Origin of the sequence: Arenimonas soli (assembly GCF_014643775.1) — a bacterium.
GTDB lineage: Bacteria > Pseudomonadota > Gammaproteobacteria > Xanthomonadales > Xanthomonadaceae > Arenimonas > Arenimonas soli.
In genome coordinates this window covers 197,174-212,607 of sequence record NZ_BMKC01000001.1, presented here as the reverse complement: position 1 = coordinate 212,607, position 15,434 = coordinate 197,174, and the positions used below count along the sequence as shown (strand labels likewise).

Sequence of the window (15,434 nt, the reverse complement as noted above, 5' to 3'; positions counted from 1 at the left end):
TTCGAACGGCGGCACCGTGCCCCGCGGGATCAGCCCGCGCGGGCCTTTAGCGCCGCCACCGCCGGCAGCTCCTTGCCCTCGCAGAACTCGAGGAAGGCGCCGCCGCCAGTCGAAATGTAACTGATGCCGGCTTCAACGCCGTACTTGTCCACCGCCGCCAGGGTGTCGCCGCCGCCGGCGATCGAAAAAGCGTCCGAATCGGCGATGGCGTGGGCCAGGACTTCGGTGCCCTTGCCGAAGGCGTCGAACTCGAACACGCCGACCGGGCCGTTCCAGATGACGCTGCCGGCCCTGGCGATCATGGCGGCGTAGCGCGCGGCGGTGTCCGGGCCGATGTCCAGGATCATGTCGTCCGGGCCGACCTCGGCCACCGGCTTCACCGTCGCCGGCGCGTCGGCGGCGAAGGCCGGCGCCACCACCACGTCGGTCGGCACCGGGATGTCGGCGCCGCGGGCCTTGGCATCGGCCATGATCTGGCGCGCGGTGTCGAGCAGGTCGGCTTCGCACAGCGACTTGCCGACCGGGTGGCCCACCGCGGCGATGAAGGTGTTGGCGATGCCGCCACCGACGATCAGCTGGTCCACCTTCGACACCAGGGCGCCGAGCAGTTCGAGCTTGGTGCTGACCTTGGAGCCGGCGACGATCGCCACCAGCGGTCGCGCCGGCGCCAGCAGGGCCTTGGCCAGGGCGTCGAGCTCGGCCATCAGCAGCGGGCCGCCGCAGGCGACCTTGGCGAAGCGGATGGCGCCGTGGGTGGAGGCCTGGGCGCGGTGGGCGGTACCGAAAGCATCCATGACGTAGACGTCGCACAGCGCGGCGTACTTTTTCGACAGCGCTTCGTCGTCGGCCTTCTCGCCGACGTTCATGCGACAGTTTTCCAGCAGCACCAGCTGGCCGGGTTCGACCTGCACGCCGTCGGTCCAGTCCTTCACCAGCGGGACCTCGCGGCCCAGCAGTTCGCCCAGGCGGGCGGCGACCGGGGCCAGCGAATCCTCCTGCGTCCACACGCCTTCCTTCGGGCGGCCCAGGTGCGAGGTGACCATCACCGCAGCGCCCTTCTCCAGCGCCAGCTTCATCGTCGGCAGGGCGGCGGTGATGCGCTGTTCGGAGGTGATGCGGCCGTCCTTGACCGGCACGTTGAGGTCCTCGCGGATCAGCACGCGCTTGCCGGCCAGGTCGAGGTCGGCCATGCGGAGGATGGACATGGGGATGGCTCCGGATACGGGGGAAGCGGCCATTTTCCCCCGCGCCGGCCGGTGCCGGCAAACACCGGGACCGCGTGGGACAATGCCGGCATGGATGATTGCACCGACCTGCCCGTGATCGAAGGCCAGCGGGTCCGCCTGCGGCCGCTGCGCCGCACGGACGCCGCGGCGCTGTTCACACTCTACGCCGACCCCGAAGTCTGCCGCTACTGGAGCTTCGCGCCCTGGACCGACCTGGCCCAGGCCGAGGCCTGGCTGGACGAGCGCATGGGCTGGAAGCCGCCGGCCACCTTCGGCTGGGCGCTGGCGGGCCGCGACGACGATGCGTTCGTGGGTACGGTCAGCCTTTTTTCGCTCAGCGGCCCCAATCGCCGGGCCGAGCTGGGTTATTCGCTGCTGCCGTCCCGGCAGGGCCAGGGCCTGGCGCGCGAGGGCGTGGGCCTGGCGCTGGCCCATGCCTTCGGGCCGCTGGACCTCGAGCGCGTGGAAGCCGACGTGGACCCACGCAACGGGCCGTCCTGGCGCCTGCTCGAACACTTCGGCTTCCACCGCGAGGGCCTGCTGCGCCATCGCTGGCGGGTCGGCGGTGAATTCGCCGATTCCTGGATCTATGGCCTGCTGCGCGACGACTACCGGAGGACGGCATGAACCAGGCCCTGCAAGCCGCGCTGGCCGCCCTGCGCCGGGGCGAAGCCATCGGCCTGCCCACCGAAACCGTGTACGGCCTGGCTGCGGACGCCGGCAACCCCGCGGCCGTGCGCCGCATCTTCGCCCTCAAGGGCAGGCCGGCCGACCATCCGCTGATCGTGCACGTGGGCGGCGTCGAGGCGCTGGATCATTGGGCGAGCGACATTCCCGCGGCGGCCCGGCAGCTGGCCGCGGCCTTCTGGCCCGGCCCGCTGACCCTGGTGCTGCGCAAGCAGGCCCGGGTGCCCGACGAGGTGACCGGCGGCCAGGACACCGTCGGCCTGCGCTGCCCCGACCATCCGGTGGCCCTGGCCCTGCTGCGCGAGTTCGGCGGCGGCCTGGCGGCGCCGTCGGCCAACCGCTTCGGCCACGTCAGCCCGACCACGGCCGCGCATGTGCGCGCCGAGTTCGGCGACGCCGTACCGGAAGTGCTTGACGGTGGCGACTGCACGATCGGCATCGAAAGCACCATTGTCGATTTCACCGGCGAAACGCCGCGCATCCTGCGCCCGGGCATGCTGGGCCGCGACGCCATCGAGGCGGTCATCGGCCCGGTGCATGAAGGCGCGACCGCAGCCAGTCCGCGCGCCTCGGGCATGCTCGAAGCCCACTACGCGCCGCGCACGCCGCTGCTTTTGCTGCCGCGCGCGGCGCTGGCAAGGGAAGCATCCGAGCAACAGGCCCTGGGCAAGGCGGTGCAGGTACTGGCCTTGGGCGAACTGCCCGGCGGTGTCCCCGGCCTGGCGCTGGCGGCCGAGCCGGCGAGCTACGCCCACGACCTCTACGCCGCCCTGCGCGAACTCGACGGCCGCGGCGCCAACCTGCTGCTGGCCGAACGGCCGCCGGAAGGCGACGCCTGGCTGGCCATCCACGACCGCCTGCGCCGCAGCGCCGCCGGCGCCGGCGGCTACGCCGGGGACCCGACATAAAAAATGGGGTCAGAGAACATTGGCGTTTGAAACGCCAATGTTCTCTGACCCCATTTTCTGGTTGCCGGTTACTTGGCGGCCATCAGGGCCAGGGTGGTGTCGAGCATGCGGTTGGAGAAGCCCCACTCGTTGTCGTACCACGAGCACACCTTCACCAGCGTGCCGCCCATGACCTGGGTCAGGGTGCTGTCGTAGACCGAGCTGTGCGGGTTGTGGTTGAAGTCGATCGACACCAGCGGCTTGGTGTTGAAGCCCAGGATGCCCTTGAGCGGACCTTCCGAAGCGGCCTTGAGGACCGAATCGATTTCTTCCTTGCTGGTCTCGCGCGCGGCCACGAACGACAGGTCGACGACCGAGACATTGATGGTCGGCACGCGCATCGAGAAGCCCGTGAGCTTGCCGTTGAGTTCCGGCAGCACCAGGCCGACCGCGGCGGCGGCGCCGGTCTTGGTCGGGATCTGGCTCTGGGTGGCCGAACGGGCGCGGCGCAGGTCCTTGTGGAAGACGTCGGTGAGGACCTGGTCGTTGGTGTAGGCATGGATGGTGGTCATCAGGCCGTGCACCATGCCGATCTTCTCGTGCAGCACCATCGCCAGCGGCGCCAGGCAGTTGGTGGTGCACGAGGCATTGGAAATGACCGTGTCGCTGGCCTTGAGCGCGCCCTCGTTGACGCCGAAGACGATGGTGTTGTCCACGTCCTTGTCGCCCGGGGCCGAAATGATGACCTTCTTGGCGCCGGCGGTGATGTGCGCCGAAGCCTTCGCCTTCGACGTGAACAGGCCGGTGCACTCGAGCACCACGTCCACGCCCAGCTCGCCCCAGGGCAGCTTGGCCGGGTCGCGTTCGGCGCAGACCTTGATGCGGTCGCCGTTGACCACCAGGTCGCCGCCTTCCACCGTCACCGTGCCCGGGAACTTGCCGTGGGCGGTGTCGTACTGGGTCAGGTGGGCATTGGTTTCGGCGTCGCCCAGGTCGTTGATCGCCACGATGGTGATTTCGTTGGTGCGGTTGGCTTCGTACAGCGCCCGCAGGATGTTGCGACCGATGCGGCCGTAGCCGTTGATGGCGACCTTGATGGACATGGTTTCTCCTGGACCGGCCCGGCCGGCGAAAGGTGGGTGTAAACCCCGGATTCTACCAAGCACGGCCGTCCCGGCCCAAACCCGGGGAAAACCCGGCGGCCCGGGCCCTGCTTTGACTTCCCTCAAGGTCCCCGGTGCCCCCGGGGAGGAAACTGGCGCCAGTTGATTCCCCACTGGAGCTAGACCATGCGACTTTCCCACAGCACCCCGATCGCCCTTGCCCTGGCCCTGGCGTTCTCCGCCCCGGCCCTGGCCCAGCAGGCCGGCGACTGGACCGTTTCCGTCGGCGCCCACGTCGTGGCCCCGAAATCCAACAACGGCGCCCTGGCCGGCGGCGCGCTGGCGGCCGACGTCGGCGACGACTGGCGCCCGACCATCACCGCCGAATACTTCTTCAGCCCGAACTGGGGCCTGGAGGTTCTGGCCTCCCTGCCCTTCGAGCACGACATCGAGCTCAACGGCGTCAAGGCCGGCTCGACCAAGCACCTGCCGCCGACCTTCACCCTGCAGTACCACTTCCGGAACGACTCGATCGTCACTCCGTTCGTGGGCGCCGGCGTGAACTACACCCGCTTCTTCGATGAAGAAACCACCGGCCCGCTGGCCGGCACCGACCTGTCGCTGAGGCCTTCCTGGGGCCTGGCCGCGCACGCCGGCGTGGATTTCGCCATCGGCACCGGCAAGTGGCTGCGCGTGGATGCCCGCTACCTGGACATCGACACCACCGTGAAGGTGAACGGCACCCGCGTGGGCACCGTCAACATCGACCCGATGGTTTACGGCGCGGCCTTCGTCTGGGCCTTCTGAAGGCCGTGACGGGCAGATTCATGGCCGCTGGCGTAAAGTCCGCGGCCATGAAGCCGACCCTGATCACCCTCGCGCTGGCGCTGGCGCTGGCCGCGCCCCCTGCCCTGGCCTGGAGCCGGCAGGGCCACCAGCTGGTGGGCGAACTGGCCGAACGCGAACTCTCGCCCGCCGCCCTTGCCCAGGTGCAGGACCTGCTGGCCGACGAGCCGAACCCCAGCCTGGCCGGTGTCTCGACCTGGGCCGACGAAATCCGCGCCGCCGAATCCGAACTCGGCAAGCTCAGCCAGCGCTGGCACTACGTCAACATCCCGGGCGATGACTGCGACTACGACGCCGCCCGCGACTGCCCGGACGGCGAATGCGTGATCGGCGCGATCAATGCCCAGGCCAGCGTGCTGGGCGACGCTTCCCGGCCGCGCCAGGAACGCATCGACGCGCTGAAGTTCCTGGTCCACTTCGTCGGGGATGCACACCAGCCCATGCACGCGGGTTACCCGCACGACCGCGGCGGCAACAGGCACCAGCTCAACTACACCGGCAAGGGTTCTCCCGAAGGCGAAGGCACCAACCTGCACGGCGTCTGGGACTACTGGATCGTGCAGGGCGCCGGCATGGACACCGCGGACTATGCCGACCATCTGCAAACCTTGGCGCTGCCTTCCGATCCCGCCGCCGGCCTCGACAACCCCGCGCAGGCCTGGACCCTGGAGTCCTGCCGGCTGATCAAGGCCGAAAGCCTGTACCCGCCCGGCCGCAGGATCACCGACGCCTACCTCGACCAGCATCGCCCCGTCGCCGAAGCGCGCCTGCGGCTGGCCGGGGCGCGCCTGGCGGCGCTGCTGGAAAAAACGCTGGTGCCCTGATCGTTCAGGCCTCGTCGCCGGCCGGCGCCAGGCCGGACGCCTCGAACCGCACCGGCACCTTCACCCAGCCCGGCACGGCCTTGCCGTCCTTGGTGCTGGGCTGGAACTTCCACTGGGCCGCTGCTTCCAGCGCATTGCGCGTGAACCGGGATGCTTCCGGCACCGTGCTCTCGCCGGCGACATACTGGATTTCACGCGGCTGGCCATCCGTGCCGACGAGCACCTTGAGCATCACCAGCCCACCCTCACCCGCGGCGGCAGCGCCCGCCGGGTAACGCGGCTTCTGCAGCGAGCCGCCCTGGAGCTTCTCGAAGCTCACCTGGTCGCCGGCGACGTGCAGAATCAACCCGGATTCCTCCGCGATCAGCTCCAGGGCGGTGACGGCGGGAATGTCGTCGAACCTGAAACTGATCACTCTGTCCGCGGGCAGGACCTCGGGGTTGGCCAGGCGCAGGCCGGACCCGGCGGCAATTTCAGTCGCGGCGTCCCGGACGGAAACCAGGTCGCCCTGGGTGCTGACGTTCGCCGTCGCGCGGCGGGCCACCTGGAGGTCCATCGCGATCCCCTTGAAACCGGCGCCGGGATCACCTTCGCCGATCCGGATGGCCGCGCCCGTTTCGGGCCTGAACACCAGGACGGGCTGGCCCTGGATGACGCCATCGCGGCTGATATCGGCATTGGCCTGGATCGTGCCGTCGTCCAGCGGCTTCAGGGTCAGGCTGATTTCCCAGGCATGGCCGTCCTGATCGTACGAGAAGGTTCGGGCCTGGCCGGCGCTGACGTTGACGGAATCAACCTTCTCGCCGCGGCCGTCGAAACTGACCTTCAGGGTGACGGCCAGGTCGCCTTCACCGGCCACCGCGGCGCTGGCGATACGCGCGGGCTGGGCGGCCCAGGCGGTCCAGCCGCCACCGGCGGTGAGCAGGGCGACCAGGACGAGGCCGGCGATCCAGCGCTTTTTGCTGGGCAGGGGATGTTTGAGCATGGCGATTCGCTCCTTCAGGGGATGGGACCCGAACCCGTGGCAGCCCACGGGCAAGGGGTGGTCGGCAAGTTCCGACTTGAGCAGGGCGTCGCCGTAGGTGCGGCGGCGATGGGGAAAGCGCGCGAGCACCACGGCATCGCAGGCCAGTTCCTGGTCGTAGCGGAACCGGCGCGCGGCCACGTGCACGATCGGGTTGAACCAGAACACGCAGCCAAGAACGGAGGCCATGGCATTGGCCCACAGGTCGCCGCGGCCCTGGTGCACGCGCTCGTGGCAAAGCACCAGCTGCTGCTGGCCCGGTTCGTAGCGTTGTTCGAAATCCGCGGGCAACACGATTCGGGCCCGCCAGCCGACCACGGCCGGCAGGCCCTGGGATACGTCGCTTTGATACAGGCCGTCCGGGCGCCGTTGCAGCCTGCCCAGGCCGGCAAGGAACCGCCGCTGTTGGCGCAACAGCCGCGCCGCCGCAGCGAGCGTGCCCAGGGCCCACAGCGCCACCAGCCAGGGCCCGGGGTCGAGGCTGTCCCTCGCCACGATGGCCGGGCCAGTCCCCTGCGCGACCGCAATGCTCGTCGTTGGAACGCTCACCACGGGCACGATCGCCGCCGGAATGGCCACGGCCACCAACGCTGCCGGCACCAGCAGCCACGCCGCGTAAACCGCACCCACCCCGAACCAGGCGCGCAACGGGCGGCGCAGCAGCAGGACCAGCGCGATCGCAGCCGTGCCGGCGATCGTGGCCTCGGTCAGCAGCATCAGCAGGTCACGGCTCATCTTCGATGTCCTCCAGCAGCTGGCGCAATTCGGCCAGGTCCTTCTTGCTCAAGCGGCCCCGTTCGGTGAACTGGGCGACCATCGGCGCAACCCGGCCGCCGAACAGCCGGTCGACCAGGCCTTGGCTTTCCTGGGCCAGCCACTGCTCCCGGCTCAATACCGGCGAGTAGAGGAAACGCCGGCCGTCGCGCTCGGCGCTGATCGCGCCCTTCTTGAGCAAGCGGTTGAGCAGGGTTTTCACCGTGGGTTCCTGCCAGCCCTGGCCGGCGGCCACGGCGGCAAACACGTCTTCGGCCGCCAGGGGGCTGGACCGCCACAGGGCCTGCATGACCACGGATTCGGCGTCGCTGATCTGCATTTCGATTACGTCCGTAAACTTTTCCATAGATTACGCCCGTAATCACTACTGTCAAGGGGGGTCGGGCCGGGGTGCGATACTGGCCCCCGCCGCTTTCCGGAACCCCCATGAGCCAACGCCCGAGCGCCCCGCCCGACCCCACCCTGGATGCCGCCGTCGACCACCTGCTCGCCCACGCGGGTGGCCAGCTGGTGCTGGCGGCGCCGCTGGGGCTGGGCAAGCCGCATCGGCTCCTGAACGCGATCACCCGGCGGGTGGCCGCGGATCCCTCGCTGTCCCTGCACCTGCTGACCGCGCTGTCGCTGACGCCGCCCGCGGCGGGCAAGGGCCTGCAGGCGCGTTTCCTGGCGCCCTTCCTGGCGCGGCAGTTCGGTGCCGACTTCCCCGTGCTCGACTATGCGGTGGCCATGCGCCGCGATGCGCTGCCGGCCAATATCCGGGTCGAGGAGTTCTACATGCAGTCGGGCGCGCTGCTCGGCTCGGCCTGCGCCCAGCGCGACTACGTCAGCCTCAACTACACCCACGTCGCCCGCGCCGTGGCGGCGCGCGGCGCCAATGCCCTGGTGCAGAAGGTCGCGCGCGAACCCGGCGGCAGCCGCCTGAGCCTGAGCTGCAATCCCGACCTCACCTTCGACCTGCTCGATGAATGCCTGCGCCTGGGCAAGCCGCGGCCGATGCTGGTGGCCGAAGTGGACCCGAACCTGCCCTGGCTCGACGGCCCCTGCGCGGTGCCCGCGGAATTCTTCGACCTCGTGGTCGAACACCCTTCGCCCGCACCGCGCCTGTTCGCCCTTCCTCGCGAACCGGTCGGCGACGCCGACCACGCCATCGGCCTGTACGCCAGCACCCTGGTGCGCGACGGCGGCACCCTGCAGATCGGCATCGGTTCGCTGGCCGATGCCTTGTGCCATGCGCTGGTGCTGCGCCATACCCGCAATGCCGATTACCTGGTCGCGCTCGAGGCGCTTTCGCCCGGGCTGGCGCAATCGCCGCTGGTGCGCGACGTCGGCGGCACCGCACCCTTCGAAGAAGGCCTGTACGGCGCCAGCGAGATGGTCAACGACGGCTTCCGCGCCCTCGCCCAGGCCGGCGTGCTCAAGCGACGCGTGCTCGACGACGTCGGCGCCATGGCGCGCATCAACCGCGGGCAGGCCACGGCGCACGACCAGGAACGCCTCGCCCGAGACGGCCGCTGGCTCGATGGCGCCTTCTATCTGGGCTCGCACGCGCTCTACGACTGGCTGCGCGACATGCCCGCCGACCAGGCGCGCGGCATCGGCATGACCCGCGTTTCGCACATCAACCAGCTCTACGGCGGCAATGAGGCGCTCGAGCGCGAACAGCGCCGCGACGCGCGCTTCTTCAACACCTGCATGATGATGACGGCCCTGGGCGCGGCGGTGTCCGACGCACTCGAGGACGGCCGCGTGGTGTCGGGCGTCGGCGGGCAGTACAACTTCGTCGCCATGGCGCATGCGCTCGACGACGCGCGTTCGGCCCTGCTGCTGCGCGCACGCCGCGGCCACGGCCGCCACGCCACCGCCAACGTGCGCTGGAACTACGGCCACGTCACCATCCCGCGACACCTGCGCGACATCGTCATCACCGAACACGGCATCGCCGACCTGCGTGGACGCAGCGACGGCGAGTGCGTGCTGGCCATGGCCGCGATCGCCCATGCCGACGACCAGGCACCGCTGCTTGAATCGGCCCGCAAGGTCGGCAAGCTCGACGCCGCATTCGTCCCGCCCGCGGCCTGGGGCGGGAACACCCGCGCCTCCCTGTCGGCGCGGCTGGGACCGCTGAGGCGGGCCGGCGTGCTTCCCGACTACCCGATGGGCAGTGACTTCAGCCCCGAAGAACAGCGGCTCGCGGCCGCCCTGGCCTGGCTTTCTTCACGCACAGGATCCCTCGCAGGCCGGGTGGCACTGATCGTGTCGGCCCTTTTCGGCGCGCGGGCAAACGACGAACCGGCGCTGGCCCGCATGGGCCTGCAGTCTCCCAGGGCACCGGGCGAACACCTGCAGGCGCGCCTGTTGCGGCATGCGCTGGCGAAAACCCGCGTTCATCCGGCGGCGCCCGCGCCGCAATAGACTGGCAGAAATCCCACGGGAGGCGCGCGATGCGCAAAGCCACGGTCAAGCCGCATTACCACGATCAAACCGGCACCTGGAGTTACCTGGTCAGCGACACGGAAACCGGCCGCGCCGCCCTGGTCGACCCGGTGCTCGACTTCGACCCCAAGGCCGGGCGCACCTGCACCACCAGCGCCGAAAAACTGCTGGCCTCGGTGCGCGAAGCCGGCGTGCAGGTGGACTGGATCCTGGAAACCCACGCCCACGCCGACCACCTCAGCGCCGGGCACTGGTTCAAGGAAAAGCTCCCCGGTGCGAAGCTGGCCATCGGCCAGGGCATCCGCACCGTGCAGAAGACCTTCCGCCCCATCTTCAACCTGGGCGACCACTTCCCGGTGGACGGCTCGCAGTTCGACCACCTGTTCGCGGACGACGAAGTATTCTCCATCGGCAAGGTCGGCGCGCGCGTAATTCCCGTGCCGGGGCACACCAACGATTCGGTGGCCTACCTGGTCGGCGACGCGCTGTTCACCGGCGATTCGCTTTTCATGCCCGACGGCGGCACGGCGCGCTGCGATTTCCCCGGCGGCGACGCGGCCACGCTCTACCACTCGATCCACCGGCTGTTTTCCCTGCCCGACGACACCCGCGTCTTCGTCTGCCACGACTACGGCCCCGGCGGCCGCGAGCCGCGCTGCGAAACCACCATCGGCGAACAGAAGCGTTCGAACATCCACGTGCGCATCGGCACCGACGAAGACCAGTTCGTGCGCATGCGCACCGAACGCGACGCCAGCCTGGACATGCCCACGCTGATCCTGCCCTCGGTGCAGGTGAACATCCGCGCCGGCGAACTGCCCGAGCCGGAAGCCAACGGCGTGCGCTACCTCAAGCTGCCGATCGACCAGCTGTAGCCGCGCGCGATCAATCCGCCAGGTGCTGGCGGGTCCAGCGCACGATGTTGTTGGCGTCCATGGCGCCGGACTGGCGGGCCAGTTCGCGGCCATGCCGGAAAAGGACCAGCGTCGGGATGCTGCGGATGCCGTGGCGCTGGGCCAGGGTGGGCGCCACCTGGGTGTCGACCTTGGCCAGGCGCACCTGCGGTTCGAGCTGGGCGGCGGCGCGTTCGAAATGCGGGGCCATCATCTGGCACGGCCCACACCAGGGCGCCCAGAAATCCACCAGCAGCGGCAGTTCGCTGCGTTCGGCATGGTTGGCGAAGTCGTCCACGCCCAGCACCAGCGGATGGCCCGTGAACAGCGGCTGGTGGCAGTGGCCGCAGCCTGGGCCCTCGCCGAGGCGGGACACCGGCACGCGGTTCATGCCGTTGCAGTGCGGGCAGGCCAGGGTGACGGGATGGCTCATGGCGACTCACCCGAGATGTTTGCACGTCGGGCACGCGCGCTGAGCAGCGCGTAGTACAGCAGCGGGATCACCACCAGCGTCAGCACGGTCGAAACCAGGATGCCGAAGATCAGGGCAATGGCCAGGCCGTTGAAGATCGGGTCATCGAGGATGAAGAAGGCGCCGGCCATGGCCGCCAGGCCGGTCAGCGCGATCGGCTGTGCGCGCACCGCGCAGGCCTCGACCACGGCATCGGCCAGGGCGTGGCCTTCGGCGAGGGACTGGTTGATGAAATCCACCAGCAGGATCGAGTTGCGCACGATGATGCCTGCCAGCGCGATCATGCCGATCATGCTGGTGGCGGTGAACTGCGCGCCCAGCAGCGCGTGGCCCGGCATCACGCCGATCACGGTCAGCGGAATCGGCGCCATGATCACCAGCGGCACCAGGTAGTCGCGGAACTGCGCCACCACCAGCAGGTAGATCAGCAGCAGGCCGACCGAATAGGCCAGGCCCATGTCGCGGAAGGTTTCATAGGTGATCTGCCATTCGCCGTCCCACTTGATCGAAAAACCCAGCGAGTCGGTGGGGGCGGACAGGAAACGCTGCTCGACCGGCGTGTCCGCCAGCGGCTTGTCGCCGACCTGCCCGACCAGGTCGAACATGCCGTAGAGCGGGCTGTCGATGCTGCTGGCCTCGTCGCCGGTGACATAAACCACGGGCAGCAGGTCCTTGCGATAGATCACCGGCTCCCAGGGCAGGCGCTGCACCGTCACCAGCTCCGACAGCGGCACCAGGCGGCCATCGCCGGCGCGCACGCGCAGGGTCAGCAGCTGTTCCAGGCTGGCCTGGTCGCCGGCAGGCAGGCGCAGGCGCACCGGCACCGGATACTTCGAGGCGCCGTCGCGCAGGTACGTTGCGTCACGACCGGACACGCCCAGCTGCAGCGCCTGCGCGATGGCCGCCTGGCTGACGCCCAGCCGCGCGGCGCGGTCGCGGTCGACCAGCACCAGTTCGCGTTCGGCCTGGGCCTCGACGGTGCTGTCGACGTCGACGATGCCGTCGGTGGCGATGAAGCGCGCCTGCAGGTCGCGGGCAATGGCGCGGGCGCGGGTGGCGTCGGGGCCGTAGATTTCGGCCACCAGCGGTGCCATCACCGGCGGGCCCGGCGGCACTTCCACCACTTTCACGGAAGCGCCGTAACGCTTGCCGATATCCGCCAGCACCGGCCGCACCGCCAGCGCGATGTCGTGGCTCTGGCGGTCGCGTTCGTGCTTGCCGACCAGGTTCACCTGCAGGTCGCCGACGTTGGCGCCCTCGCGCAGGTAGTACTGGCGCACCAGGCCGTTGAAGTTCACCGGCGCCGAGGTGCCGGCGTAACCCTGGATGTCCAGGACTTCGGGGACTTCGTTCAGCGCCTGCGCCATGTCCAGCAGCAGGGCGTTGGTGCGCTCGAGCGGCGTGCCTTCGGGCAGGTCCACGACCACCTGGAATTCGGACTTGTTGTCGAAGGGCAGCATCTTCAGGACCACCAGCTGCACCACCGCCAGGCCGGCGGCGGCCAGCACCGCCACGCCGATGCCGGCGAACAGCATGCGGCGGCGGCCCCTGCCGCGTTCACTGTGCAGGAAGGGCCGAATGACACGTTCGAACAGCCCGCGCACCCGCTTCGAGAGCGCGGTTTCATGGCCGCCGCCTTCGCTGTGCACGTGGCGCGAGAGCAGCTTGAGCGACAGCCAGGGCGTGACCGTCAGCGCGATCGCCAGCGACAGCAGCATGCCCACCGAGGCGTTGATCGGGATCGGCCGCATGTACGGGCCCATCAGGCCCGAAACAAAGGCCATGGGCAGCAGCGCGGCGATGACGGTGAAGGTGGCCAGGATGGTCGGGCTGCCGACTTCGTCCACCGCCGGCGGGATGGCTTCGAGCAGCGTCTTGCCGCCCAGGCGCATGTGCCGGTGGATGTTCTCGACGATGACGATGGCGTCGTCCACCAGGATGCCGATCGAGAAGATCAGCGCGAACAGCGACACCCGGTTGATGGTGAACCCCATCGCCCAGGACGCGAACAGGGTGAGCGCCAGGGTCAGGATGACCGCGCTGCCGACCACGATGGCCTCGCGCCAGCCCAGCGCGAACAGCACCAGCAGCACCACCGCGCCGGTGGCGAACACCAGCTTCTGGATAAGCTTCATCGCCTTGTCGTTGGCGGTGTAGCCGTAGTCGCGGGTCACGGTGGCGTGGATGCCCTCGGGGATCACCGAGGCTTCCAGGACCTTGAGGCGGTCGGTGACCGCGCGGGTGATGTCCGCGGCGTTGGCGCCGGGCTTCTTGGCAATGGCGATCGTCACCGCCGGGGCGATGACCCCGTCGGGGCGAAGCTTGTCCTGCGGCGCCGTGTACCAGGCGTACTGGCTGGGCAGGTCGGCACCGCGCCGGATGCCGGCGACGTCGGACAGGTACAGCGGCCGGCCGTCGCGCAAGCCGATGACCAGTCCGGCGACCTGCTGGGCGTCGGCCAGGTAGCGGCCCGCGGTCATCGGCAGCACGCCGTCGGCGGTCACCCGGTCGCCGGCCTGGCTGACCACGTTGGCGGCCGAGAGTGCGCCGGCCAGGTCGTCGGCGGTCATGCCGTAGGAGGCCAGGCGGGTGGCGTCGAGTTCAACCACCACCAAACGCTGCGGCGCACCGATGGTGTAGACGTCGCGGGTGCCCGGCACGCGCTTGATTTCGGACTCGAGCGTGTGCGCCACTTCGGCCAGCTCGACGCCGCCGCGGGCGGCATCGTCGGTCCACAGCGTCACCGCCATCACCGGCACGTCGTCGATGCCCATCGGCCGCACCAGCGGCTGGCCGACACCCAGGCCGGGCGGCGCCCAGTCGGCGTTCGAATAGACCTGGTTGTACAGGCGGACCAGCGCGTCCTGGCGCGGCACGCCGACCGCGAATTCCACGGTGATCAGGGCCGAACCGGCGCGGCTGACCGAGTACACGTGCTTGACGCCGTCGATCTCGGACAGCACCTGTTCCAGCGGCACGCTGACCAGGTTCTCGACATCGGCAGCCGGCGCGCCCGCGAAGGGCACGATGATGTTGGCCATGGTCACGTCGATCTGCGGCTCTTCCTCGCGCGGCGTGATCAGGGTGGCGAACAGGCCCAGCAGCAAGCCAGCCACCGCCAGCACCGGCGTCAGCGGATTGGACTGGAAGGCCCGGGCCAGGCGCCCGGACAGGCCGAAGCGCGGCTCAGTCATTGCCGGGCTCCCGGCCCGCGTTCGCCAGGTGCGCCAGCGCGTCCAGCGGGTCGGCGGCGATGCGCTCGCCCTCGGCGAGGCCGGCCAGCACTTCGACTTCGTCGTCGCGGCGATGGCCCAGGCGGACCTGGCGCAGCCCCACGCGGTTGTCGGCGCCGACCACGTACACCGCGGTCACTTCGCCGCGGGTCACCAGGGCGGTGGTCGGAATCCACAGGTGCCGGGCTTCGCCGGTCTTGAAGGCGACCTTGACGGTCATGCCCGGCTGCAGCCCGGTTTCAGCCTCGGGCAGTTCGACCCGCACCTTGAAACTGTGGGTGCCCGGGTCGGCGTAGGGGAAAACGATGAGCTGGTCGGCTTCCAGGCGGCCGCCGCCGGGCAGCACCACGGTGGCGGTGCCGTGTTCGCGCAGGGCGGCGACGTCACTCTGCGGCACTTCCACGTTCACGCGCAGCTGCTGCAGCGACAGGCCCGACACCAGCGGCTGGCCCGGCTGCACCGACTCGCCGACCTCGACGTGGCGTTGCGTCAGGATGCCCGAGTAAGGCGCCCGGATGACGGTGTAATCCACCTGTTCGCCGGCCTCGCTGACGCCGGCGCGGGCCGATTCCAGGGCGGCGCGCGCGGCATCGCGGCGGGCGCGGGCCTGGTCGAGCGTGGCCCGGGCCAGCAGTTGTTTGGCCACCAGCTCCTCGGTGCGGCGGAACGCCGCCTCGGCTTCGGTGTAGTTGGCCTGGGCCGCGCTGAGCGAGGCCGATGCCTGCCGTTGGGCAGACACCTGCTCGACGTCGGTGAAACGCACCACGACCTGCCCCGCCTCGACGTAGTCGTTCACGTCGAACGGCAGCTCAAGCACGCGGCCGCGCGTCTGCGCGGACAGCGTGGCCTGGTTGACGGCCTCGACCACGCCGTCCCAGCTGCGCTCGCGCGCCGAGGTGCGCGGGGCGACCGTGATCGTCTCGAAGCCCACGGGCGGGGCGGCAGCGGGCACGTTCGGCTCGCTGCCGCAGGCCGCCAGGAAAAGGGCGGCGAGCGCTGTGGTGGCCAGGGCGCGGGGCATGGACATCGTCT

The 15,434-nt window shown here is 69.8% G+C and carries 13 protein-coding genes; 6 read left to right on the top strand and 7 right to left on the bottom strand.

The features are described from left to right. Positions 1 to 29: 29 nt before the first annotated feature. Complete coding sequence (locus IEX13_RS00975; RefSeq protein ID WP_188660132.1) at positions 30 to 1,205, bottom strand: phosphoglycerate kinase; 1,176 nt, start codon at positions 1,203 to 1,205, stop codon at positions 30 to 32. A 90-nt stretch (positions 1,206 to 1,295) separates the two neighbouring features. Here IEX13_RS00975 and IEX13_RS00970 point away from each other — a divergent pair, with 90 nt between their 5' ends. Next, positions 1,296 to 1,853, top strand: coding sequence for a GNAT family N-acetyltransferase (locus tag IEX13_RS00970; RefSeq protein WP_188660129.1), 558 nt, complete (start codon positions 1,296 to 1,298; stop codon positions 1,851 to 1,853). Then, positions 1,850 to 2,821 carry an L-threonylcarbamoyladenylate synthase gene (locus tag IEX13_RS00965; RefSeq protein WP_188660126.1) on the top strand — a complete coding sequence of 324 codons (972 nt, stop codon included), beginning with the start codon at positions 1,850 to 1,852 and terminating at the stop codon, positions 2,819 to 2,821. The genes IEX13_RS00970 and IEX13_RS00965 overlap by 4 nt, the downstream gene beginning before the upstream one ends. Before the next feature lie 68 nt (positions 2,822 to 2,889). On the opposite strand, the gene gap is transcribed toward IEX13_RS00965, so the two are convergent. Then, positions 2,890 to 3,903 (bottom strand): type I glyceraldehyde-3-phosphate dehydrogenase, encoded by a 1,014-nt coding sequence (gene gap, locus IEX13_RS00960; protein WP_188660123.1) that lies wholly within the window; start codon positions 3,901 to 3,903, stop codon positions 2,890 to 2,892. Between the two features lie 186 nt (positions 3,904 to 4,089). Between gap and IEX13_RS00955 the strand changes: the two genes are divergently transcribed. After that, positions 4,090 to 4,710 (top strand): OmpW/AlkL family protein, encoded by a 621-nt coding sequence (locus tag IEX13_RS00955; protein WP_188660121.1) that lies wholly within the window; start codon positions 4,090 to 4,092, stop codon positions 4,708 to 4,710. Between the two features lie 47 nt (positions 4,711 to 4,757). Beyond that, a complete protein-coding gene (locus IEX13_RS00950) occupies positions 4,758 to 5,573 on the top strand; it encodes a S1/P1 nuclease (protein ID WP_188660117.1) in 816 nt (271 codons plus the stop codon). Between the two features lie 4 nt (positions 5,574 to 5,577). Here the strand turns inward: IEX13_RS00950 and IEX13_RS00945 are convergent, their stop codons facing one another. Together IEX13_RS00945 and IEX13_RS00940 are read right to left on the bottom strand one after the other, a co-directional pair. After that, positions 5,578 to 7,332: a TonB family protein gene (locus tag IEX13_RS00945; protein WP_188660113.1), complete on the bottom strand. Its 1,755-nt coding sequence runs from the start codon at positions 7,330 to 7,332 to the stop codon at positions 5,578 to 5,580. Further along, a complete protein-coding gene (locus tag IEX13_RS00940) occupies positions 7,322 to 7,690 on the bottom strand; it encodes a BlaI/MecI/CopY family transcriptional regulator (protein ID WP_188662929.1) in 369 nt (122 codons plus the stop codon). The genes IEX13_RS00945 and IEX13_RS00940 overlap by 11 nt, the downstream gene beginning before the upstream one ends. 107 nt (positions 7,691 to 7,797) lie before the next feature. Between IEX13_RS00940 and IEX13_RS00935 the strand changes: the two genes are divergently transcribed. Further along, on the top strand, positions 7,798 to 9,783 hold the full coding sequence (locus tag IEX13_RS00935; protein WP_188660110.1) for an acetyl-CoA hydrolase/transferase C-terminal domain-containing protein: 1,986 nt from the start codon (positions 7,798 to 7,800) through the stop codon (positions 9,781 to 9,783). 29 nt (positions 9,784 to 9,812) lie between these two features. Beyond that, positions 9,813 to 10,679 carry an MBL fold metallo-hydrolase gene (locus IEX13_RS00930; RefSeq protein WP_188660107.1) on the top strand — a complete coding sequence of 289 codons (867 nt, stop codon included), beginning with the start codon at positions 9,813 to 9,815 and terminating at the stop codon, positions 10,677 to 10,679. Positions 10,680 to 10,689: 10 nt separating this feature from the next. Here IEX13_RS00930 and trxC read toward each other — a convergent pair whose 3' ends face one another. The 3 genes from trxC to IEX13_RS00915 are packed head-to-tail and all read right to left on the bottom strand — an operon-like array spanning position 10,690 to position 15,429. Further along, positions 10,690 to 11,130, bottom strand: coding sequence for a thioredoxin TrxC (gene trxC, locus IEX13_RS00925; RefSeq protein WP_188660104.1), 441 nt, complete (start codon positions 11,128 to 11,130; stop codon positions 10,690 to 10,692). Then, entirely contained in the window at positions 11,127 to 14,363 is a 3,237-nt protein-coding gene (locus IEX13_RS00920) for an efflux RND transporter permease subunit (RefSeq protein WP_188660101.1), read from the bottom strand. Before IEX13_RS00920 ends, trxC begins: the two co-directional genes overlap by 4 nt. Further along, positions 14,356 to 15,429, bottom strand: coding sequence for an efflux RND transporter periplasmic adaptor subunit (locus tag IEX13_RS00915; RefSeq protein WP_188660099.1), 1,074 nt, complete (start codon positions 15,427 to 15,429; stop codon positions 14,356 to 14,358). Before IEX13_RS00915 ends, IEX13_RS00920 begins: the two co-directional genes overlap by 8 nt. Positions 15,430 to 15,434 lie beyond the last annotated feature (5 nt).